Source organism: Pseudomonas sp. EMN2, from assembly GCF_009650555.1.
Classification (GTDB): domain Bacteria; phylum Pseudomonadota; class Gammaproteobacteria; order Pseudomonadales; family Pseudomonadaceae; genus Aquipseudomonas; species Aquipseudomonas sichuanensis.
The window spans coordinates 1-23111 of the sequence record NZ_VZZR01000059.1 but is presented as its reverse complement, the minus strand read 5'-3'; the positions used below and the strand labels follow the sequence as shown (position 1 = coordinate 23111).

Sequence of the window (23111 nt, the reverse complement as noted above, 5' to 3'; positions counted from 1 at the left end):
GCCACCGCCAGCGACCAGCAGGACAGCCTGGCCGAACTGGCCAAGCAGATGCAGGCCCAGGAACCCGGCGACCAGGACGACGTCGCCAAGCGTTTGCACGAGCAGCACCAGGGCATCCTCGGCAGCGGCCCGGTCAACCAGAGCGCCAACGAATTCCCCGAGTTCGCCCAGCCGCACCTGGTGCTCTCCAGCCCCGCCGGTATCGCCCTGACCACCCCCGGCCCCAACCACATCACCACCGGCGAGCACCTGGCCCTGAGCAGCACCGGGCACACCAGCCTGACCGCCGGCAAGCGCCTGCTGGCCAGCGCCAGCCAGGGCATGCGCCTGTTCGTGCAGAGCCTGGGCTGGAAGCTTGTGTCGGCCTCCGGCGACATCGACATCCGCGCCCTGAAGGACAACATCAACCTGCTGGCCAAGCTCGACGTCACCGCCAACGCCGACCGCATCGTGCTCACCGCCAAGACCGAGCTGGTGCTGCAGGGCGGCGGCAGCGGCACGACCTACAACGCCGGCGGCATCACCCACGTCACCAGCGCCAACTACACCGCCAAGGCCGCGCAGTTCGCCCACATCGGCGCGTCGAGCAAGGCCGGCACATTCCCCGAGCCGCCCAAGCCGGGCAAGGGCAACCTCGAGCTGTTGTACCAGTACGCCAACAGCAAGGGCGTGAAGACCGGCGACTACGACGTGATCGATGCCCTGGGCAAATCGATCAAGGGCAAGCTCGACGGCCAGGGTTTCAACATGGCCAGCGGCGCCGCCGCCGGCCCGCTGTGGGTCGACTTCGGCCTGGACCCGGCCGACACCTGGGCCGACGGCAGCCACTTCGGTGCTGGCGTCTGGCCGGCGAAGACTGACTTCAACGACATCGCCCCCGGCCAGCAGGCCGTGGTCGGCGAGGTGCTGAGCGCCGGCAAGGGCGCCGACGGCCTGCTGGGCAAGGGCCTGGCACTGGCCCAGCAAGGCATGGACAAGGGCAAGGGATTGGTACAGAACGCGATGGCACAAGGTAAAGCGATGATCGGCCCCGGTGGCACAGGGATGCTGGAGCAGGGCCAGGCCCTGGCCGGCACTGGCATGCAACTGGCGAAAAGCGGCCAGGCCGCGCTGCAAAAAGTGCAGCAGGTCAAGGCCGCCGTCGGCGGCGACACCGGCGCCATGGCCCAGCTGGCCAGCAATGTGGTGCCCGGCGCGGCGCCGGCGCTCAAGGCTGCCAACGCGGCCCGCCAGTTGCCGAGCCTGCCCACGCTCACCCCACCGCTCAACCCGGCGAAAAGCCTGAGCAGTGAGGTGCTGGCATGACCGACGCCAAGCAGCGCGAACCGCAGGTCGCCGTCGCCCCGCTCAACACCATCGATGCCAAGGACGTCGGCCGCGGCGCCGCCGCCTTCGACGCCTGGCTGCAATCGGTCAGCGGCGGCTACGTCACCCTCGAACGGATCAAGACCGTGGCCGGCGCATTGCCGGTGGTGGGCAATATCATGGCCCTGGTCGATGCCCTGGGCGACGTGGTGACCCTGGTCAAGAGCAAGAACCGCCAGGTGCTCGACTGGGTGAGCCTGGGCATCAACCTGATCGGCGTGCTGCCGGCGCCGCCGACCATGGCCGCCGCGCGCATGAGCCTGCGCCCGACCCTGTTCCTGGTGCGTCAGGAGCTGCGCAACAGCGCCAAGATGCTGCTGGGCGACTCGCTGATCACGGTGTTGATCGGCCACCTCAATGCGACCATCGCCGGGACCATCGACGACTTCGTCAAACAGGCTCAGCCGAAAATTGCCGAGATCCTCGCCGACGCCGGTGCGTTCGGCACCAAGATGACCGGTGAGATCGCCACGGGGCTGGAAAAGGTCACCCTGGGCCAGCTGGACGCCAAGGGCGACATGTCGAAGGCGAGCAAGCAGGCATCGGCTGCCGCCGACAAACTGCTCAACGACCCGAAGGCGGCGTTCAGCAACTTCTTCGGCGCGGTGCACAGCGCCTACAAGGCCGCCGGCAAGGGCCTGGCCAACAGTGCCACCAGCAAGCTGCTGCCGGACGAAATCAAGACCAAGGTGCTGGCCAACACCGGCCAGCTGCGCGCACTGGGCCCGGAGATGGCCCGGCAGTTGAACAAGCTGGCCGACCCAGGCACGCAGATGAGCATCGGCTGGATGCTCAACGTGCTGGGCGGGGCGGTGAAGGGGTTCCGCAAGCGCAACAAGAACGGCCAGCCGGGGGTGAGCAAGCCGGGGACCACCACGCAGGTGGAGCGGGAGAAGGGTAAGGGCGAGTTGGCGGTCAGTGGGTCGCAGGCCAAGGCTGAGCAGACATCGAGTCCAAAACGTCCACCTTGCCCACCAGAGCCGAAGGGCCGTACCGGCCATAGCATCAGTTTCTCGCTGGGTTCCGAGTTCATCCTGCATACCGATTTCAGTTTGCCTGGACCGTTCCCCATCGAATGGGAGCGGACCTATCACTCGCGCCTGGCCGAATATGACCAGGGCAGCCTCGGGGCGCGCTGGATCACCGAGTTCACCACCCGTATCGACGTAGTGGGCAAGGGCCTGCTGTTCCATGACCACGACGGTCGCAGCCATGCCTTCGAGCTGCCCAAGGTCGAGAAGTCGCTGTACAACGCCATTGAAGACCTGCTGCTGGTTCGCAGCCGTGAAAACGAGCTGGTGATCTGCCGAGGTTTCGAGCGCAAGGAATACTACCTGCGCGTCGAGGACCGTTATTACCTGCAGAAGATCACCCTCAGCAACGGTGCCGGTTGCATGTTGCACTACGAGCACCGCCACGAGGGGCGCCCGGTGCTGTCGGACATCATCACCTTCCAGGGTGATGTGAAGGATGTACTGCGCCACCTCGGTACGCTGATCGACGACCACGGCCATATCACCGGCCTGTGGGAAATGCGCGACGGCCAGCCACTGCGTCAGCTGTGCGCCTACCACTACGATGACCAGGGCGATCTGACTGCCGCCCAGGACGAGAACGGCGCGGCCTGGCACTACCAGTACCAGAATCACCTGGTGACCCGGTACACCGACCGCACCGGTCGCGGCATGAACCTGCAATGGGATGGCAGTGCCTTCGATGCCAAGGCCATCCGTGAATGGGCTGACGATGGCAGCTTCGACACGAAGCTTGAGTGGGACGAGAACATTCGTCTTACCTACGTCACCGACGCCCACGGCCAGGAGACTTGGTACTACTACGACATCCAGGGGCATCTTTATCGCATCCGATACCCCGACGAGCGCTCGGAATGGTTGTTCCGCGATGAGCGCAAGAAGCTTTTGCGCCACGTCCACCTGGATGGCAGTGAAGATCGATACGACTACGACGAGCAAGGCAGCGTCATTCGTCATATCCGTGCCGACCACAGCCAGACGCACTTCGCCTATGACGATCGTCGCCACCTGATCAAGATCCGCGATGCCGAAGGTGGTTTGTGGCTGCGTGACTACGACAAGCAGGGCAACCTGGTCGAAACCACCGACCCGCTGGGCAACAAGACCGAGTTCGCCTATACGCCCTCGGGCCTGGTCAAGGCGATCAAGGACGCGAACGGCAACGAGAAGAAGCTGGCCTACAACGGGGCTGATCAGATGGTGGAGTACACCGACTGCTCGGGCAAGACCAGTCAGTGGGAGTACGACGATTTCGGCCAATTGGTACTGTTCACCGATGCTGCCGGCAGCAAGACGGTATACGAATACAAGGCCGGCCAACTGGCCAAAGTCATTCACCCGGACAACACCGAGGAACGCTTCGAGCGCGATGCCGAAGGCCGCCTGCTGGCGCACTCCGATGCGCTGGACCGTTGTACTACTTGGGCCTACAACGCTGTTGGTCTGCTCACCGAGCGCGTGGATGCCGCCGAACACACCTTGCATTACCGCTGGGACAAGCTGGGCCGGCTGATTGGACTGGAGAATGAAAACGAGAGCAAGGCCGACTTCCTCTACGACCCGGTCGGGCGCCTGCTGCAAGAGCAAGGTTTCGATGGGCTGGTGACGCGGTACCAATACGATCCAGATACGGGCCGCCTGACCAGCACCCAGGTTGGCCAGCGTCGTATCGATATCACCTTTGACCCGGTGGGGCGTCTGATCTCACGTGTGGCCAGCCTGGGGGAGCAGCGCCAGGAAGAAACCTTCGCCTACGATGGCAACGGCAACCTGATCCAGGCCATCAACGCCGCCAGCAAGCTGCAATGGTTCCACGACGGGGCGGGCAACCTGACCCGTGAGCACCAGTACTACTTGGGTACTGAGGTGCCGATGGTTGCGGTGTGGCAGCACGAATACGACGCACTGAATTTGCGCACGGCGACGATTCGCCCGGATGGCCACAAGATCAGCGTGCTCACCTATGGCAGTGGTCATGTGTTGGGCATGACCCTTGATCACCATGAACTGCTGGCCTACGAGCGTGATGACCTGCACCGTGAAGTGGCGCGTCATCAGGGCAACCAATTGATGCAGACCCAGAGCTGGGACCCGGCAGGGCGTCTGCAGGAGCAGTTGCTGGGCAGCCATGACGGCAAGTCCACTCTGCTCAAGCGCCAGTACCAGTACGATGCGGTCGGCCAGCTCACCGATATTCACGATACCCGTCGCGGCCACCTGGCCTACCAGTACGACCCGGTCGGCCGTCTGCTGCAAGCTACCAGCCGTCTGGGTGTCGAGACCTTCGCCTTCGACCCGGCCGGCAACCTGCTGGACGACAAGACCCAGGAACTCAACCGCCCGCTGGAAAGCGACCCACGTCGTAACAAGCTGATGGATAACCTGCTGCGCGAGTATGCCGGGACCCATTACCAATATGATGAGCGCGGCAACCTGATCCATCGTATGCACAACGGTGAACAGGCCCGCCTCAGCTGGGACCTGTTCGACCGCTTGGCGCGCTTCGACGATGGCAAGCTCAGCGTGGTGTACAGCTACGATGCTTTGGGTCGCCGTCTGCACAAGCACTCCACCGCGCACTACCAAGATGATCCGCGTGCTGGCAGTGGCTGGAACCAGATGCAGCGGGCCAAACTCCAGCGCGAACTGGGCTGCGGTTACACCTTGTACGGCTGGGATGGCGATAACCTGGCGTGGGAAAGCTCGCCGCCGCAGGACGAAGGCGAGATTGGGCGCACTGTGCATTACCTGTACGAGCCGGGCAGTTTTGTGCCGGTTGCCCAGGCTATACGCAAGAGCCCGATTCGCTTGCTACGGCAGCCAGATTGGAACGATCGGGAATACGATTTCGATCAGGATCCACTGTGGCAACATGAGGTGAAGCCGCAGCCAATCGAGGCCATTGCCTGGTACCAGTGCGACCACCTCGGTACGCCGATGGAACTGACCGACCACAATGGTGAGGTGGCCTGGACGGCGCAGTACAAAGCGTGGGGTGAGGTCAAGGAAGCCCGCTCGGAGTGGGCGAAGCAAGTCGGCCTGAACAACCCGATCCGCTTCCAGGGTCAGTACCACGATCATGAGACCGGGCTGCATTACAACCGCTATCGATACTATGATCCGAGGGCTGGTCGGTTCATCAACAAAGACCCTATCAGCTACGCGGGCGGGTTGAACCTATTCGTCTATACCCCGAACCCTACTGAATGGATAGACCCGCTTGGGCTTTCAGCGTCCTCTAGCTTGCCTCGGATGAAGGGGAGTAGCGTACCGCGTACAGCCAAAACTCTAACGGGTGCGGGGTTCACGAAAACAAAGGACAACGGTGTGAACCAAACTTGGAAGCATGCCGATGGGTCAGAAGTTCGAGTGCACAAGTACGGGAATCAGAATACGTGTCCTTATAAGTCCGGTAATAATGCACATGTTCATAAAGAAGATCCCGCCGGGAATCAGCTTGACGATGAAGGGAAAGTGTCCACGGATCCGAATAAAACCCACATCGGGATCCGTAATCCCGCAGACCTGCCTACCGTACGAAAAAGGCCGCATGGATCATGAGCTACGAATACAGACTTGTTTTTGATGACCCTGCTGCGTTGCAGCGAGTTATCGAAAGGCTTCGCACCAGTCAAACGCATGTCGAAGAGAGTGAAGGAGTTGTGTGTCTCAAAGATCAGAAACAGTCAACATTGGCAGTTTATGATGTGCGCTTGACCAGGCTTGACTCACTTTCTGCCTGGCTGGAGGTAAATTTTAGGTCGCTGGAGTTGTATGAGCTCTTTAGTACTTCATTGGCAGGGGCAAATGTGAGGTGCTTTGAAGATGGCGACTTTGATGATGAAGTGACTTTGAGAGAGGCGTTTAGGATTAAAAATTGAACCATTGAGCAGATGCTAAGGAAGGATCGCAGCCGTTAGTCGTGCTGCACGGCCCCTTGGCCCAGGGCCAGCGTTCACTACCGATTATGGGGTTTGGCTTCGGTGGTGTGCTCGCGTTGGAGAACCTTCGCGCGGGCAATGCCATCGAGGGCATGCGCTACCGGGGTTGCATCGCACGGCAGATGGCAGGAGTGGCCGATGGTTCGGTGGTAAAACTCACCGTGTCCTGACGGGCTGCCCCTGTCACCCTCAGCACATCAATCGGACTGCTGGCCTATAACCTCTGATCTGCCACGCCATGTTAGGCTTTGCCACCGGCAGCGACGCCACCTTACTGACACGGAGTTCCCCCCCATGAAAGACATCATCCGCCTCGGCGATTCCACCACCCACGGTGGCAAGGTGCTCGGCTCCTTCGGCAACACCAACGTCAACGGCAAGCCCATCGCCGGCGTCGGGCACATGGTCAGTTGCCCGCTGTGCAAGGGCGTGTTCCCCATCGTCGAAGGCAGCGCCACCTACAATGTCGACGGCACCCCGGTCGCCCTCGACGGTCACAAGACCGCCTGCGGCGCCGCATTGATCGCCAGCGGCCCGAAAAGCGGTGTGGCCAGCTGAGACCAACAGGTTCCCACAGGACCGCACGCTGTTTCCTACGGGGTATTGACCCAGGTCAGCGCACTTCCCTGATTCTTGGCTAGTCTTAACGATTGGCGGCCTCTATCCACCGCCACCGTGAAGTCCCTGAGGCGCCGGCCATGTCCCGCGCGCCCGAGAACCTGATCAGGAGTGCACGATGGACCTCAACCGTCGGCAATTCTTCAAGGTCGCCGCCGTCGGCCTTGGAGGCTCGAGCCTTGCGGCGTTGGGCATGGCCCCAACCCCCGCATTCGCCGAGCAGATACGCCACTTCAAGCTGGCGCACACCAAAGAAACCCGTAACACCTGCCCCTACTGCTCGGTCGGCTGCGGCCTGATCATGTACAGCCAGGGCGATGCGGGCAAAAACGTCAAACAAAGCATCATCCACATCGAGGGCGACGCGGACCACCCGGTCAACCGCGGCACCCTGTGCCCCAAAGGCGCTGGCCTGCTGGACTTTATCCACAGCCCGAGCCGCCTCAAGTACCCCGAGATCCGCAAGCCGGGCAGCAAGGAATGGACCCGCATCGAGTGGGACGAAGCCCTCGACCGCATCGCCGACCTGATGAAAAAGGACCGCGACGCCAACTTCATCGAGAAGAACGCCCAGGGCCAGACGGTCAACCGTTGGCTCACCACGGGCTTCCTCGCTGCGTCCGCCGCTTCCAGCGAAGCGGGCTACCTGACGCACAAGGTGATCCGTTCGACCGGCATGCTGGGGTTCGATAACCAGGCGCGTGTCTGACACGGCCCGACGGTGGCAAGTCTTGCCCCGACGTACGGCCGTGGCGCGATGACCAATCACTGGTCTGACATCGCCAACGCAAACCTGGTCCTGGTGATGGGCGGCAACGCCGCTGAAGCGCACCCGTGCGGCTTCAAGTGGGTGACCGAAGCCAAGGCGCACAACAAGGCGCGGCTGATCGTGGTCGACCCGCGGTTCACCCGTACCGCTTCGGTAGCCGATTACTACGCTCCTATTCGCACCGGCAGCGACATCGCCTTCATGGGCGGGCTGATCAACTACCTGCTGAGCAACGACAAGATCCAGCACGAGTACGTGCGCAACTACACCGACGTGTCGTTCATCGTCAAAGAGAGCTATGGCTTCGAGGACGGGCTGTTCAGCGGCTACGACGCGGCCAAGCGCGTGTATGCCGACAAGTCCGGCTGGGGCTACGAGCTGGGCGAGGATGGCTTTGCCAAGGTCGACCCGACCCTGCAGCACCCGCGTTGCGTCTATCAGCTGATGAAGCAGCACTACAGCCGCTACACGCCGGAGCTGGCGAGCATGACCTGCGGCATGCCCCAGGACCAGATGATGAAAGTCTGGGAAGAGATCGCCACCTGCTCGGTGCCGGGCAAGACCATGACGATCCTCTACGCCCTGGGCTGGACCCAGCACTCCATCGGCGCGCAGATCATCCGCAGCGCGGCCATGGTGCAGTTGCTGCTGGGCAACGTCGGCATGCCGGGTGGTGGGGTCAACGCCTTGCGCGGGCACTCCAACATCCAGGGCCTGACCGACCTGGGCCTGTTGTCCAATTCGCTGCCGGGCTACCTCACCCTGGCCGGCGATGCCGAGCAGGACTACGCCGCCTACATCGACAAGCGCGCCTCCAAACCGCTGCGCCCCGGCCAACTGTCGTACTGGCAAAACTACGGCAAGTTCCACGTCAGCCTGATGAAGGCCTGGTACGGCGCCAACGCCACCGCCGAAAACAACTGGGGCTACGACTGGCTGCCCAAGCTCGATGTGCCGGCCTACGACGTGCTGCGCATGTTCGAGATGATGAGCCAGGGCAAGGTCAACGGCTACATGTGTCAGGGCTTCAACCCGATCGCCGCGCTGCCGGACAAGAACCGCGTCACTGCCGCGCTGGCCAAGCTCAAGTGGCTGGTGATCATGGACCCGCTGGCCACCGAAACCTCCGAGTTCTGGCGCAACGCCGGCCCGTTCAACGACGTCGACACGGCCAATATCCAGACCGAGGTGATCCGCCTGCCCACCACCTGCTTTGCCGAGGAAGACGGCTCGCTGGTCAACAGCAGCCGCTGGTTGCAGTGGCACTGGAAGGGCGCCGACGGCCCGGGCGAAACCCGCACCGACGTGCACATCATGAGCGAACTGTTCCTGCGCCTGCGCAAGCGTTACCAGGCCGAGGGCGGTGCTTACCCCGACGCGATGCTCAACATCAGCTGGCCCTACAAGGTCCCTGAAGAACCATCCCCCGAGGAGCTGGCCAAGGAGATGAACGGCTGGGCGGTCAGCGACCTCACCGACGCCACCGGCGCCACGCTCAAGGCCGGGCAACAGCTCGCCGGCTTCGCCCAGATGAAGGACGACGGCAGCACCGCCTCCGGTTGCTGGATCTTCGCCGGCAGCTGGACCGAGCAGGGCAACCAGATGGCTCGGCGCGACAACAGCGACCCGTACGGCATGCACCAGGTGCAGAACTGGGCCTGGGCCTGGCCGGCCAACCGCCGCATCCTCTACAACCGCGCCTCCAGCGACCCGCAAGGCAAGCCGTGGGACCCGGAGAAAAAACGCCTGGTGTGGTGGAACGGCAAGGCCTGGACCGGCACCGATGTGCCGGACTTCAAGGTCGATTCGCCGCCGGAAGCGGGGATGAACCCGTTCATCATGAACCCCGAGGGCGTGGCCCGGTTCTTCGCCATCGACAAGATGGCCGAGGGCCCGTTCCCCGAGCACTACGAGCCGTTCGAGACGCCGATCGGGATCAACCCGCTGCACCCGCAGAACAAGAAGGCCACCAGCAACCCGGCCGGGCGCATCTTCGATTCGGTGTGGGACACCCTCGGCACCCACGACGAGTTCCCCCATGCGGCGACCACCTACCGGCTGACCGAGCACTTCCACTTCTGGAGCAAGCATTGCCGGCTCAACGCCATCGCCCAGCCCGAGCAGTTCGTCGAAATCGGCGAGGTGCTGGCCAATGAGAAAGGCATCAAGGCCGGTGACCGGGTGCGGGTATCGAGCAAGCGCGGGCATATCGACGCGGTGGCGGTGGTGACCAAGCGGATCCGCCCGCTGCAGGTCAACAACCAGACCGTGCACCAGATCGGCATCCCGCTGCACTGGGGCTTCACCGGCAGCACGCGGCACGGCTACCTGACCAACACCCTGGTGCCGTTCCTCGGTGATGGCAACACCCAGACGCCGGAGTCCAAGTCGTTCCTCGTCAAAGTGGAGAAACTCTGATGGCCAGCCAAGACATCATTGCCCGCTCCGCCACCACCACCGTGCCGCCCTCGGTACGCCAGCAGCAGGAAGTCGCCAAGCTGATCGACACCACCAAGTGCATCGGCTGCAAGGCCTGCCAGGTGGCGTGCTCGGAGTGGAACGAACTGCGCGACGAGGTGGGCCACAACCACGGCACCTACGACAACCCTCAGGACCTGTCTGCCGAAACCTGGACCCTGATGCGCTTCACCGAGCACGAGCGCGACGACGGCAACCTGGAGTGGCTGATCCGCAAGGACGGCTGCATGCACTGCGCCGACCCCGGTTGCCTGAAGGCCTGCCCAAGCCCGGGGGCGATCATCAAGCACGCCAACGGCATCGTCGACTTCAACCAGGACCACTGCATCGGCTGCGGCTACTGCATCACCGGCTGCCCGTTCAACATCCCGCGCATCTCGCAGAAGGACCACAAGGCGTACAAGTGCACCCTGTGTTCCGACCGCGTCAGCGTGGGCCTGGAGCCGGCCTGCGTGAAAACCTGCCCCACCGGGGCGATCGTCTTCGGCAGCAAGGAAGAGATGAAGGTGCATGCCGACGAGCGCATTGTCGATCTGAAGTCGCGCGGCTTTGAGAACGCCGGGCTGTACGACCCGGATGGCGTCGGCGGCACCCACGTGATGTATGTGCTGCACCACGCCGACACGCCACGGATCTACGCCGGCCTGCCGGACCAGCCGGTGATCAGCCCGCTGGTGGGGTTGTGGAAGGGCTTCACCAAGCCGCTGGCGCTGCTGGCCATGGGTGCGGCGGTGCTGGCCGGGTTCTTCCACTACGTGCGCGTCGGGCCGCAGCGGGTCGAGGAGGACGAACACCCGGCGCCTGTGGATAACACGGTCCACCAGGTAGATCCGGCGGTGCATGTCTATGATCCGAACCGCCCCGGCGGGCAGGGGGAGCAGCGGCCATGAACGACGACAAACCGATCCTGCGCTACAACGCCAACGAACGCAGCAACCACTGGGTGGTGGCGATCCTGTTCGTGCTGGCCGGCCTGTCGGGGCTGGCGCTGTTCCACCCGGCGCTGTTCTGGCTCAGCCACCTGTTCGGCGGCGGGCCGTGGACGCGGATCCTGCACCCGTTCATCGGCGTGGCGATGTTCGTGTTCTTCCTCGGCTTGGTTTTGCGCTTCTGGCGCGCCAACTTCATCACCGCCAACGACCGCCTGTGGCTGCGCCGCGTCGACCGGGTGATGCTCAACAAGGAAGAGGGCGTACCGCCGGTGGGCAAGTACAACGCCGGGCAGAAGCTGCTGTTCTGGACACTGCTGGCGTGCATGCTGGTGCTGCTGGTCAGCGGCGTGGTGATCTGGCGGGCGTACTTCAGCCACTGGTTCGGCATCGACGTCATACGCCTGTCGGCACTGTTGCATGCCCTGGCGGCGTTCGTGCTGATCCTCAGCATCATCGTGCATATCTATGCCGGGATCTGGATCAAGGGCTCGATCGGCGCCATGCTGCATGGCTGGGTCAGCCGCGCCTGGGCACGCAAGCACCATGAACTCTGGTACCGCGATGTGACCGGCGACAAGACGCCGGGCAATCACGGCCGTAAGGAAGGATGACCGTTTGAGCACGATTCTCGAACCTGGGCAGATCGAAGCGTCGGCAGTGATGCCGCCGTTTCTGCACCTGCCCCCCGCCAACCTCTTCGAGGTGCGCGCTGCGCGGCTGGAGCACCTGGCCGAGGGCAACGCATTGGGTGAGTACCTGCAATGGGTGGCGCAGCTTTGTCGGATCCAGCAGCTGCTTGTGGATAACCCGCCCGGCGCCTTGCCGGTGGCCGAAGAGCGCCAGCGCCTGTGCATAAGTCATGGCCTGCCGCCGCTGGCGGCGGACAGCCTGGTGCGCGAAGGGCCGTGGCTGCCGTGGTTGCAGGTACTGCTCGAGCACTTCAAGGTCGACGCCGAGGGCCCCTTGGCCGATGCGCTGCAAACCCTGCGCGATGCTGACGACAGCCAGCGCAAGGGCTGGGGCATCGCCTTGCTGGGTGGCCAGTACGATGCGCTGCCGGCGGCGCTGGTGCCCTTCATCGGCGCCGCGTTGCAGGCGGCCTGGTCGAGCTGGCTGCTGGCGCTGCCCGAACCCGAGCTCAAGCCCGCTGGCAGCCTGGCGCAATGCCCGGCCTGCGGTTCGCCGGCCATGGCCGGTATGGTGCGCAACCGCGGCAAACACAATGGCCTGCGCTACCTGGCCTGCTCGCTGTGTGCCTGCGAATGGCATGTGGTGCGGGTCAAATGCGTGTATTGCGAGTCGAGCAAGGACTTGCGCTACAGCCACTTCGAGGATGACCGCTACGCCGCCGGCAAGGCGCCGCTGCGCGCCGAGTGCTGCCCGGGGTGCGAGAGCTACCTCAAGCAGTGTTACCTGGAGAACGACGCCGCCGCCGAACCGCTGGCCGACGACCTGGCGAGCCTGGCGCTGGACATCCGCCTGGACGAGGAGGGCTTCCATCGCCTGGCGCCGAACCTGCTGCTGGCGCCGGGGTAGTGTCTACACTGCAATCGAGTTGAGCCCTATCGCGGGGCAAGCCCGCTCCCACGCCGATCTCATCTATTGCGTGGGAGCGGGCTTGCCCCGCGATAGGGCCGGACCAGACAAAGGATCAGTCATAGGTAGTACCGAATGTCTTCAAGCCCCGCCAGCGCCACCCCACGCCTGCCTTCCATCGACACCCTGCTGCGCCACCCAGCCTGCGCCCCGCTGATCGACCGCCACGGCCGTGACGCCACGCTGGCCACCCTGCGCCAACTGCTCGACGACCTGCGCGAGCCAGCTCGCCTCGGCCAACTGAGTGCCACCGAACTGACCGCCGAAGTGCTCCTGGGCCGCACCGGCGAACGCCTGGCCATCCAGCAACGCAGCCAGGTCCGCCGGGTGTTCAACCTCACCGGCACTGTACTGCACACCAACCTGGGCCGGGCATTGCTGCCCGAAGAGGCCGTCGAGGCCATGCAGACCGCCGCCCGTTACCCGCTCAACCTGGAATTCGACCTGGCCACCGGTAAGCGCGGCGACCGCGACGACCTGATCGAAGGCCTGATCCGCGAGCTGACCGGCGCCGAAGCGGTCACCGTGGTCAACAACAATGCCGCCGCCGTGCTGTTGGCGCTCAACAGCCTGGGCGCGCGCAAGGAAGGCATCATCTCCCGCGGCGAGCTTATCGAGATCGGCGGCGCCTTCCGCATCCCCGACATCATGGCCCGCGCCGGCGTGAAGCTGCACGAGATCGGCACCACCAACCGCACCCATGCCCGCGACTACGAAGGCGCGATCAACCCGCGCACCGGGCTGCTGATGCGCGTGCACTGCAGCAACTACAGCATTCAGGGGTTCACCACCCAGGTGCCCACCGCCGAGCTGGCGCGCATTGCCCACGCACACCAGTTGCCGTTGCTCGAAGACCTGGGCAGCGGCAGCTTGCTCGACCTCACCCGCTGGGGCCTGCCGGCCGAACCGACGGTGCGCCAGGCCCTGGCCGACGGCGCCGATATCGTCACCTTCAGCGGCGACAAGCTGCTCGGCGGCCCACAGGCCGGGATCATCGTCGGGCGCAAAGAGCTGATCGCGAAGATCAAGAAGAACCCGCTCAAGCGCGCCCTGCGCGTGGACAAGATCACCCTCGCCGCGCTGGAAGCGGTGCTGGCGCTGTACCGCAACCCCGACCGCCTGGCCGAACGCCTGCCCAGCCTGCGCCTGCTGACCCGCAGCCAGGCTGAGATCCAGGCCCAGGCACTGCGCCTGGCCCCCGACCTCAAGGCCCACCTGGGTGAACAATGGGCCGTCAGCGTGGAGCCGGCCCTGGGCATGATCGGCAGCGGCAGCCAGCCGGTGGCGCGCCTGCCCAGTGCCGCCCTGTGCCTGCGCCCGCAGGTGTCGAAGAAGCTGCGTGGCCGCAGCCTGCATGTGCTGGAGCGGGCCCTGCGCGATTTGCCGGTGCCGGTGCTCGGGCGCATCGACGACGATGCCCTGTGGCTCGACCTGCGCCAGCTCGATGACGAGGCCCAGTGGCTGGCGCAACTGCCGGCGTTGCAACTGGGGCCGGTACAGTGATCGTCGGCACCGCCGGGCATATCGACCATGGCAAGACCGCGCTGCTGCAAGCCCTGACCGGCCAGGCCGGCGACACCCGCCAGGAGGAGCGCGCGCGAGGCATGACCATCGACCTCGGCTACCGCTACGCGGCGCTGGCCGAGGGCGCGCCGCTGACCGGCTTCATCGACGTGCCCGGGCATGAGCGCTTTATCCACAACATGCTGGCCGGCGCCCACGGCATCGACCTGGTGCTGCTGGTGGTGGCCGCCGACGACGGGGTCATGCCGCAGACCCGCGAGCACCTGGCGATCATCCAATTGCTGGGCATCCCTCAGGCGCTGGTGGCGATCAGCAAGTGCGACCGGGTCGAGCCGGCGCGGCTGCTCGAGGTGCAGGCGCAGGTTGCCGAACTGCTGGCGCCCGGGCCCTATGCGGGGGCGTTGCAGTTCCCGGTTTCGAGCTTGAGCGGCGAAGGGGTCGAGGCGTTGCGCCAGGCATTGCTCGACGCTGAGCAACAGGTTCATCGGCGCAGTGCACGCGGGGGCTTTCGGTTGGCCGTGGACCGCGTCTTTGCCGTGTCCGGCGCGGGTATCGTGGTCACGGGTACGGCGTTGGCCGGGCAGGTCAGCGCCGGTGACACCCTGCTGCTGGGCAAGGCCGGCAAACCGGTGCGGGTGCGCGGCTTGCACGCACAGAACCAGACGGCGCTCGTGGCCGAAGCCGGGCAGCGGGTAGCGCTGAACATCACCGGCGAACGCCTGGCGATCGAGCAGGTGCATCGTGGCGATTGGTTGCTGCCCGAGTGGCTGCATGCGCCCAGCGTGCGGGTCGATATCGAACTGAGCCTGCTACCGACGGAAACCCGTACCTTCGAACATTTCAGCGCGGTGCACGTGCACCTCGGCACCCAGGACGTAACGGCCCGGGTGGCGTTGCTGGAAGGTGAAAAGCTGGGCGCCGGCGAGCGCATGTTCGCCCAGTTGCTGCTCAATGCACCCTTGCAGGCGGTGCACGGTGATCGCCTGGTGCTGCGCGACCAACGCGCCCAACGCACCTTGGGTGGCGGCCGGGTGCTCGACCCGTTCGCCCCGAGCCGGCAGCGCCGCAGTGACGTGCGTTTGCGCCAGTTGCAGGTGCTGCGTGATGCCATCGACCTGGAGCAGGCCTTGCCCGCGCTGCTCGAAACCGCCCCCGCAGGGCTCGACCCGCAGCGCCTGGAGCGCCAGTTCAACCGTCGGCGTGAAACCTGGCAGCTGCCGGACCACGTCGTGGTGATCGCCACGCGCCAAGGCCAGCTGTTGTTCGCCCGTGAGCAATGGCAGGCACTCAAGCAACAGCTGCGGGCGCGCCTGGCGCAGTTCCACGAACAGGAGCCCGACCAGCTCGGCCCCGACCGTGACCGGCTACGCCGCTTCTGCGCCACGCCGCTGGAGCGCCCGGCGTTCGTCAGCCTGCTGGATGAGCTGCTAGGTGACGGCGCGATCGGCAGCAGTGGGCCCTGGCTGCACTTGCCGGATCACAAGGTTCAATTGAGCGAGGCTGATGCGGCCTTGTGGGCGCGTTTGCAACCGCGCCTGCTGGCGGGCGAGTACGACCCACCGTGGGTCAGGACCCTGGCCGGGGAACTGCAGCGCGAAGAGGCCGAAGTGCGGCTGTTGCTGCGCAAGTTGGCAAGGCTGGGCGTGGTGCACCAGGTGGTGCGTGACCTGTTCTACCCGCAGGACACGCTAAGGCGCATGGCAGAGCTGCTGTTGCAGCTGGCGGCGGGATCGCCGATAGTACAGGTCGCCGCGTTTCGCGACAGCTTGGGCATCGGTCGCAAGCGCAGTGTGCAGATCCTCGAATACTTCGACCGCATCGGCCTGACCCGCAGGGTCGCCGACCAGCGTTACATTCGCAGCGACAGTGCCTTGGCCCAGCAGCAGGCCGGGCACTGAACGATCCAAGGAAGGCAATCGCGCCCGGTGGCGCGGCCGGGCTTCAAACCCGGTTGGGGACGGCATCCGTTCCCGGGCAGGTTCGACTCCCGCTGCCTTCCGCCACTTTTCCCGCCGTACAAACGATCGCGGGGCAAGCCCGCTCCCACGAGCCAGTGGCCAGCCGTGGGAGCGGGCTCGTGGGAGCGGGCTTGCCCCGCGATGGCGTACTGACGGCCTATGCGTTTATGCGCGCTCCCCGCACAGATCCAGCGCAAACCAGTGCTCAGCCGCATCGGCATCCAACCCAGCCCCCAGCAGCGCAAACAACTTGCCCAGCGCTGCCTCACGGGTCATGCCACCGCCACTCACCAACCCGGTATCGCGCAGGCGGCTACCGGCGGCATAGGTATCGAACACCACCGAACCTTCCGGGCACTGACTGATGGCGACGATCATCACGCCGCCCTGGCGGGCGTCATGCAGCACATCGAGCAGCGCCTGGTCGTCGGACGGCCCGGTACCGCTGCCATAGCACTCCAGCACCAGACCCTGCACGCCACTGTCGAACAGGCCGCGCAGGTGTTCGGCGCCCAGCCCGGGGAACACCGGCAGCACCGCCAGGTTGACCGCTTGGCGTGGCTGGCGATAACCAAGCACCGCCGGGATCGCCGCTGCGCGCTCGCCTTCACGATGGCGAGGCAGCACGGTGAAGGCGTCGAACGCCTCGCTGCGCAACTTCGACGCACGGCAGCCGTGCAACAGCTGGCCGTGGAAGTACAGCTGCACGCCGTCTTCAAGGCCGCTTTCGAACAGGCGCAGGGCGCCGATCAGGTTGGCCCAGGCATCGCTGTCCGGCGCGCCGGCCGGCAGCATCGAGCCGGTCAGCAAAACCGGCACCGGCAGGCCCAGCAGCAGGAACGACAGGGCCGCGGCGCTGTAGGCCAGGGTGTCGGTGCCGTGCAGCACCAGCACGCCGTCGTGGCCCTGCTGCTCGACCGCCTCGACGATGGCGTCGCGCATTGCCAGCCAATTGGCCTGCTGCATGTTGGCGCTGTCGATCAGCGGGTTCAGTTCACGCAGGGTCCAGGGCAACCGGGGGGCATCGGCGCAAGCGGCAAAGTGCTCGCGCATGCGTGCGTCGAAACCGCCGGCTGGCGCCAGGCCTTCGGCGGACTGCAGCATGCCGATGGTGCCACCGGTGTAGAGGACGAGGAGATTCTTGACTGCACGCATTGGAACATTCCGTAGCGATGTCAGGCCCTGTCGCAGCGGATGCCCGAGGCAGCGCGATCCCCTGTGGGAGCCGGCTTGCCGGCGAGGGGGCCTGAAGACGAAGAAAGAGTCAGCCGCCCACGAACGGGGCGGCTGGGGCAGGGGAGAATATCAGCGCTGAGCGTGCGCCGGTGCGGCGGCTTTGTCAGTGGCTGTTTCAACCTGCGGATTGGCCGGCCAGGCGGCACGGTCCAGGTCCAGGTCAGCGAACTTGCTCGAGTCGAACACCGGCTGCTTGATACCAGCCTTGCGCTGCGCGTCGTAGTCGCGCATCACCCGCAGGCCGACCTTGAACAGCAGGGCCAGGGCCACCAGGTTGACGAAGGCCAGGCAGGTCATGGTGATGTCGGCGAAGGCGAACACGGTCGACAGGTCCTGCATCGAACCCCAGACCACCAGTGCCAGCACCAGGCCGCGGAAGGTCATCAGCACAACGCGGTTGCGGGTCAGGAACTGCAGGCTGTTCTCGCCCAGGTAGTAGTTGTAGAGGATGCAGGTGAACACGAACAGCGACAGCGCGACGCTGACGAAGATGCGGCCCCAGTCACCCACCACGGCGGCCAGCGAGTTCTGGGTCAGGACGATGCCGTCACCTTCGAAGCCTGGGGTGTAGAAGCCCGACAGCAGGATCAGCAGCGCGGTGCAGGTGCAGATCACGAAGGTGTCGAGGAACACGCTGAAGGCCTGGACCACGCCCTGGGCGCCCGGGTGCTTCACGGCAGCTACGGCGGCGACGTTCGGTGCACTGCCCAGGCCCGCTTCGTTGGCGAACACGCCACGCTTCACGCCCATGACGATGGCGCTGCCGAGCAGGCCGCCGAACGCAGGGTCAAGGCCGAAGGCGCTCTTGAAGATGGTTTCCAGCATGGCTGGCACGTGCTCGATCTGGGTGCCGATCACGTACAGGGTCACGCCGATGTAGGCCAGGGTCTTGACCGGTACCAGCAGGTCGGACACCGCGGCGATGCGCTTGATGCCGCCGATGAAGGTGATGGCCAGCAGCACGGCCAGGACGATACCGGTCTGGCGTGGGTCGAAGGCAAAGGCGTTCTGCAGCGAGTGGGTCACGGTGTACGACTGCAGGCCGATGAAGGCGAAGCCGTAGGTGACCAGCAGCAGGATCGAGAACACGATCGCCATGCTTTTCAGCTTCAGGCCGTGCTGGATGTAGTACGCCGGGCCGCCACGGTACAGGCCGTCGCCGTCGGCGCGCTTGTAGACCTGGGCCAGGGTGCATTCGAAGAAGCTGCTGGACATGCCCACCAGTGCGGTGACCCACATCCAGAACACGGCGCCTGGGCCGCCGAGGGTCACGGCGATACCGACACCGGCGATGTTACCGGCGCCGACGCGGCCGGCCAGGCTCAGCATCAGGGCCTGGAACGAGCTCAGCTGGCCTGCCTGGCCACGCAGGGATTCCTTGAACACACCGAACATGTGGCCGAAGTGGCGGAACTGCACGAACCGCGAACGGATGGTGAAGTAGCTGCCGAGACCGACGATCAGCACGATGAGGAGCTTCCCCGAGAGGAAATCGTTGAGTGCTTCGAGCATTTTGAAATGACCTCGATTCTTATTGTTCGTGTGGAAAATCTGCGGACGGCAGGCGCACCGCGATTGATTGGGGCGCAGGGTGGGTCATGACAACTGCGGTTACAATTTCGCGGGTTGCTCTGTTTTGGTGCGACTTGATGCTAGAATTGCATCACTCGCATCATCTGGACCCCGGCATCATGGGCGATCACTTCGCTGACAACCTCAAATTGGCCTGCAGCCACTACCGCTCTATCTCGGAGGTTTGCCGGCAGCTGTCGATCAACCGCGGGCAGTTCAACAAGTACCTCAGCGGGCAAAGCCGGCCGACGCCGTACAACCTCAAGCGCATCGGTGACTTCTTCGGTGTGGAGGATTACGAGCTGGGTTTGCCGCCTGAACAGTTCGCCCGCCTGATCGGCGCGCGCAACCCGGCCGCGCAGCAGAACAACCCGATCAGCGAGCTGTTCAAGCCGCTCAACGATCATGTGGTCAACCTGTCGCGCTACTGCGGTTACTACTTCGAATACTCCAACTGCATGTCGGTGCCAGGCTTGATCCTGGTGTCGCTGGTGCACCTGCGCGAAGAGCGTGAGCGCTACCTGTTCGAGCGCCAGGAGCGCCAGGAGCGCAGCAGCGCCACCGACCCCCACGCCGAGGTGCGCTGCCGCTACCTGGGGGCGGCGTTCCAGTTGCAGGATCGCCTGTTCCTGGTCGACTACGAGTCGCTGACCTTGAACGAGATGAGCCAGACCATCCTCATCCCCAGCTTCAAGAGCCGCATCACCCGCCTCAACGGCCTGAAAACCGGCGTGTCCAGCGGCGACCGGCGTAACCCGGCGTGCACCCGCGTGGTCTGGGAGTACTTGGGTGAGGAGATCAACCGGATTAACGCCTTCCGCCAGGTACGCCTGTATCGCCCGGATGACCCACGTATCGACGACGATATCCGCGACCGCCTGAGCGCGGGTTCGATCAGCAACGGCCTGTTCGAGATCGAGTGACAGGTTGTGGGAGCGGGTTTACCGGAGTGCCGGACCACCGCGATCCAGGCGGCGCGGTGGATGGCACCGGCTCTGCCGGTGTTCGCGGGTAAACCCGCTCCCACAGGCAGAGTGAAGGTCTTGAGTTCGGCACGATCCCTGTGGGAGCGGGTTTACCCGCGAATGCTGAGGTAAAGCCAGCGACGCCTTTGCGGGTAAATCGCAGCGGCAAGCCGCCGCTCCTAAAGGGCCACAGGCGCCCGGCGAATTCACCCCAGAATGAAAGCCCCCACCGCCTGCGCCACCTGATCCGCCACCTCCGGCCGGTCACGCAGGTGGGCGGCAATGCCATGGTCGCAGTCGGTGAGCATCATGCATTCCACATGCGGCGCCGGCACCGAACGCAGCAGGCTGTGGGTCACTTCCTCGGGGATCGGGCTGTAACGCTCGACGCCCGCCAGGCGCCGCAGCCCTGCCGAGGTCCCGGCCCCCTGGCCGTGCACCCGCGAGTTGAGCCCGTCGTATTCGCCAATCACCAGCAGCACGCGGCCCTGGAACTGGCGCAGGAAGGCATAGCTGTCGCAGTCGAGGAACGCGTAGGGCTTGCGGATCGCCGCCGTGAACGCCGGGCCAAAGGGCGCGCTGTGGGCCGCGTCGGGGTACACCGCCGGGCAGATCAGCACCAGCTTGCGCACGTTCGGGCGCTGCGCCGCCAGCTTGAGGGCGATGGCGCCGCCCAGGCTGTGGCCGATCAGGGTATCGCTGCGGCTGTCGAGGTGCTGGTGGAAGCGCAAGGCTTCCTGCAGGTTGCTGGCCAGCGAGGCATCCCTGGCCCCCGGTTCACTGGCCAGGCTGTGGCCGGACAAGTTGCCGGTCAGCGAGCCGATACCCTGCTGCTGCAGGCGGTACAGCAGCGGGTTGAGCCGGGTGAAGTCCGAACGGGCACCGCCGACCACGAACACCGGTGGCGCCCGTTCGCAGTCCGGCAACAGCAGGCGGGCCTGCTGGCGATAACCGTCGAAGGCTTCGTCAATGAAGCGCTCGGCACCCGGGGCGGGTTCGTCGTACTGCCAGAGAGCGCGTTGCGCGGTGGTCGATTCGGCGTCCATGAACATCTCCTTGTGCAGGCCTGGCGCAGTATAAGTAGCTGTCGGGCAAGGGGGAACCGCGCACTGTACGGCTGCGACCCGGCCTACGTTGGACTTCCCCTGCCGGAAACCGCAAAATGCCCCCTTTCCTCCATCGATCTGAGCGGACTTGTTGACCCTATGCGTATGCGCCTGATGCTGTTGGGTGGAGGCAATGCCCTCGGGCAAGCACTGATTCGTCTTGGCGCCGAGGAAGACATCGCCTTCCTGGCACCGCGCCCCCCGGAAAACGGCTGGGACCCGGCCAGCCTGACCCTGTTGCTCGACGAGCACCGCCCCGACGCGGTGGTCAACCTTGCCTATTACTTCGACTGGTTCCAGGCCGAGTCGGTCAGCGAACAGCGCCTGGCCCAGCAGGAACGCGCGGTGGAGCGGCTTGCCGAACTGTGCCAGCACCACGAAATGGTCCTGGTGCAGCCTTCCAGCTACCGGGTGTTCGATGGCTCGCGCGCCACGGCCTACAGCGAGAAGGACGAGCCGGTTCCGCTCGGCCTGCGCGGCCAGGCCCTGTGGCGCATCGAGCAGAGCGTGCGCGCTACCTGCCCGCAGCATGTGCTGCTGCGCTTCGGCTGGCTGCTGGACGAAAGCCGGGACGGTGCGCTCGGGCGTTTCCTGACCCGCGCCGAACAACCCCAGGAGCTGCTGCTGGCCGATGACCGGCGCGGCAACCCGACGCCGGTGGACGACGCCGCGCGGGTGATCCTCTCGGTGCTCAAGCAGCTCGACTGCAAGGCGCCGCTGTGGGGTACCTACCACTACGCCGGCAACGAGGCCACCACGCCGCTGGCGCTGGGCCAGGCGATCCTCGGCGAAGCCGCGCAGTGGCACAAGCTGGCCGTGCAGCAACCGACCGCCCAGGCCCATGCCGCGCGCCCGGATGCCAGCGAAGAGCCGCAGCATGCGGTGCTGGCCTGCAAGAAGATCCTTCACACCTTCGGCATCAAGCCGCGCGCCTGGCGTGCCGGCTTGCCGCCCCTACTGGACCGTTTCTACCGACATGGCTGACGCCCCCATCCTGATCACCGGCGGTGCCGGCTTCATTGGCTCCCACCTGTGCGATGCGCTGCTGGAAAAAGGCTACGCGGTACGCATTCTCGATGACCTGTCCACCGGCAAGCGCAGCAACCTGCAACTCGGCCACCCGCAGCTGGAATTGATCGAGGGCGATGTCGCCGATGCGGCCCTGGTCGCGCGCGCCGCCGCCGGTTGCCGGGCCGTGGTGCACCTGGCCGCGGTGGCCTCGGTGCAGGCGTCGGTCGAGGACCCGGTAAAAACCCACCAGAGCAATTTCATCGGCACCCTCAACGTCTGTGAAGCGATGCGTCAGCATGGCGTTCGCCGGGTGCTGTTCGCTTCCAGCGCGGCGGTGTACGGCAACAATGGCGAAGGCCAGTCCATCGCCGAAGACACGCCCAAGGCACCGCTGACCCCGTACGCGGTGGACAAGCTGGCCAGCGAGCAATACCTGGATTTCTACCGTCGCCAGCACGGCCTGGAGCCGGTGGTATTCCGTTTCTTCAATATCTTCGGCCCGCGCCAGGACCCGTCCTCGCCGTATTCCGGAGTCATCAGCATCTTCTGCGAGCGTGCCACCAGCGGCAAACCCATCATGGTGTTCGGCGATGGCGAACAGACCCGTGATTTCCTGTATGTCGGTGACCTGGTCCAGGTGATGGTCCAGGCGCTGGAGCAGCCGGCGGTGGAAGAGGGCGCGGTGAACATCGGCCTGAACCAGGCGACTTCGCTGAACCAGTTGCTCAAGGCACTGGAACAGGTGATCGGCAGCCTGCCGCCGATCAGCCACGGCCCGGCGCGCTCCGGGGATATCCGCCATTCGCGGGCGGACAATGCGCGGCTGCTGGCACGCTTCGACTTCCCGGAGCCAACGCCATTCGTTGAAGGCGTGGCACGGTTGCTCGGCAAGGCCTGAGGCCGGCGGCCACAGGGGCAGCGTAATTCTTGTGGGAGCGGGTTTACCCGCGAAGCAGGCGGCGCGGTGGATGGCACCGGCTCTGCCGGTGTTCGCGGGTAAACCCGC

Annotated in this window: 16 protein-coding genes and 1 tRNA gene; 14 read left to right on the top strand and 3 right to left on the bottom strand. The window is 65.1% G+C overall.

Translation table 11 applies throughout. The features are described from left to right. From F6X61_RS18350 to F6X61_RS18300, 11 genes are all read left to right on the top strand, one after another. The coding region (locus F6X61_RS18350) for a DUF2345 domain-containing protein (protein ID WP_153787807.1) at positions 1–1305 on the top strand (1305 nt) is incomplete at its 5' end. Next, on the top strand, positions 1302–5960 hold the full coding sequence (locus F6X61_RS18345) for an RHS repeat-associated core domain-containing protein (protein WP_256671379.1): 4659 nt from the start codon (positions 1302–1304) through the stop codon (positions 5958–5960). The genes F6X61_RS18350 and F6X61_RS18345, both read left to right, overlap by 4 nt. Then, positions 5957–6280: a hypothetical protein gene (locus F6X61_RS18340; protein WP_153787806.1), complete on the top strand. Its 324-nt coding sequence runs from the start codon at positions 5957–5959 to the stop codon at positions 6278–6280. Before F6X61_RS18345 ends, F6X61_RS18340 begins: the two co-directional genes overlap by 4 nt. A gap of 354 nt (positions 6281–6634) precedes the next feature. After that, positions 6635–6898 carry a PAAR domain-containing protein gene (locus F6X61_RS18335; protein WP_011531938.1) on the top strand — a complete coding sequence of 88 codons (264 nt, stop codon included), beginning with the start codon at positions 6635–6637 and terminating at the stop codon, positions 6896–6898. Between the two features lie 178 nt (positions 6899–7076). Further along, positions 7077–10145, top strand: a complete 3069-nt coding sequence (gene fdnG / locus F6X61_RS18330; RefSeq protein WP_153787805.1) for a formate dehydrogenase-N subunit alpha — start codon at positions 7077–7079, stop codon at positions 10143–10145. Further along, positions 10145–11095, top strand: a complete 951-nt coding sequence (gene fdxH / locus F6X61_RS18325; protein WP_125462412.1) for a formate dehydrogenase subunit beta — start codon at positions 10145–10147, stop codon at positions 11093–11095. The genes fdnG and fdxH overlap by 1 nt, the downstream gene beginning before the upstream one ends. Next, positions 11092–11748, top strand: a complete 657-nt coding sequence (locus tag F6X61_RS18320) for a formate dehydrogenase subunit gamma (protein ID WP_153787804.1) — start codon at positions 11092–11094, stop codon at positions 11746–11748. The genes fdxH and F6X61_RS18320 overlap by 4 nt, the downstream gene beginning before the upstream one ends. A gap of 4 nt (positions 11749–11752) precedes the next feature. After that, on the top strand, positions 11753–12673 hold the full coding sequence (gene fdhE / locus F6X61_RS18315) for a formate dehydrogenase accessory protein FdhE (protein ID WP_153787803.1): 921 nt from the start codon (positions 11753–11755) through the stop codon (positions 12671–12673). Positions 12674–12808: 135 nt separating this feature from the next. Next, positions 12809–14236, top strand: coding sequence for an L-seryl-tRNA(Sec) selenium transferase (gene selA / locus F6X61_RS18310; protein WP_153787802.1), 1428 nt, complete (start codon positions 12809–12811; stop codon positions 14234–14236). After that, positions 14233–16155, top strand: a complete 1923-nt coding sequence (gene selB, locus F6X61_RS18305; protein ID WP_153787801.1) for a selenocysteine-specific translation elongation factor — start codon at positions 14233–14235, stop codon at positions 16153–16155. Before selA ends, selB begins: the two co-directional genes overlap by 4 nt. Before the next feature lie 9 nt (positions 16156–16164). Continuing rightward, positions 16165–16260, top strand: a tRNA-Sec gene (locus tag F6X61_RS18300). A gap of 120 nt (positions 16261–16380) precedes the next feature. Here F6X61_RS18300 and F6X61_RS18295 read toward each other — a convergent pair. Continuing rightward, positions 16381–17370 carry an asparaginase gene (locus F6X61_RS18295; RefSeq protein WP_153787800.1) on the bottom strand — a complete coding sequence of 330 codons (990 nt, stop codon included), beginning with the start codon at positions 17368–17370 and terminating at the stop codon, positions 16381–16383. Between the two features lie 150 nt (positions 17371–17520). After that, entirely contained in the window at positions 17521–18963 is a 1443-nt protein-coding gene (locus F6X61_RS18290) for a sodium:alanine symporter family protein (protein ID WP_153787799.1), read from the bottom strand. A 179-nt stretch (positions 18964–19142) separates the two neighbouring features. Here F6X61_RS18290 and F6X61_RS18285 point away from each other — a divergent pair, with 179 nt between their 5' ends. Then, entirely contained in the window at positions 19143–19946 is an 804-nt protein-coding gene (locus F6X61_RS18285) for a helix-turn-helix transcriptional regulator (RefSeq protein ID WP_110993334.1), read from the top strand. A 248-nt stretch (positions 19947–20194) separates the two neighbouring features. On the opposite strand, the gene F6X61_RS18280 is transcribed toward F6X61_RS18285, so the two are convergent. Further along, entirely contained in the window at positions 20195–21034 is an 840-nt protein-coding gene (locus F6X61_RS18280) for an alpha/beta hydrolase (protein ID WP_153787798.1), read from the bottom strand. Positions 21035–21193: 159 nt separating this feature from the next. Between F6X61_RS18280 and F6X61_RS18275 the strand changes: the two genes are divergently transcribed. Together F6X61_RS18275 and F6X61_RS18270 are read left to right on the top strand one after the other, a co-directional pair. After that, positions 21194–22078 carry a sugar nucleotide-binding protein gene (locus tag F6X61_RS18275; RefSeq protein WP_153787797.1) on the top strand — a complete coding sequence of 295 codons (885 nt, stop codon included), beginning with the start codon at positions 21194–21196 and terminating at the stop codon, positions 22076–22078. Next, positions 22071–23003 carry an NAD-dependent epimerase/dehydratase family protein gene (locus tag F6X61_RS18270; protein WP_153787796.1) on the top strand — a complete coding sequence of 311 codons (933 nt, stop codon included), beginning with the start codon at positions 22071–22073 and terminating at the stop codon, positions 23001–23003. The genes F6X61_RS18275 and F6X61_RS18270 overlap by 8 nt, the downstream gene beginning before the upstream one ends. The last annotated feature ends 108 nt before the right edge of the window (positions 23004–23111 follow it).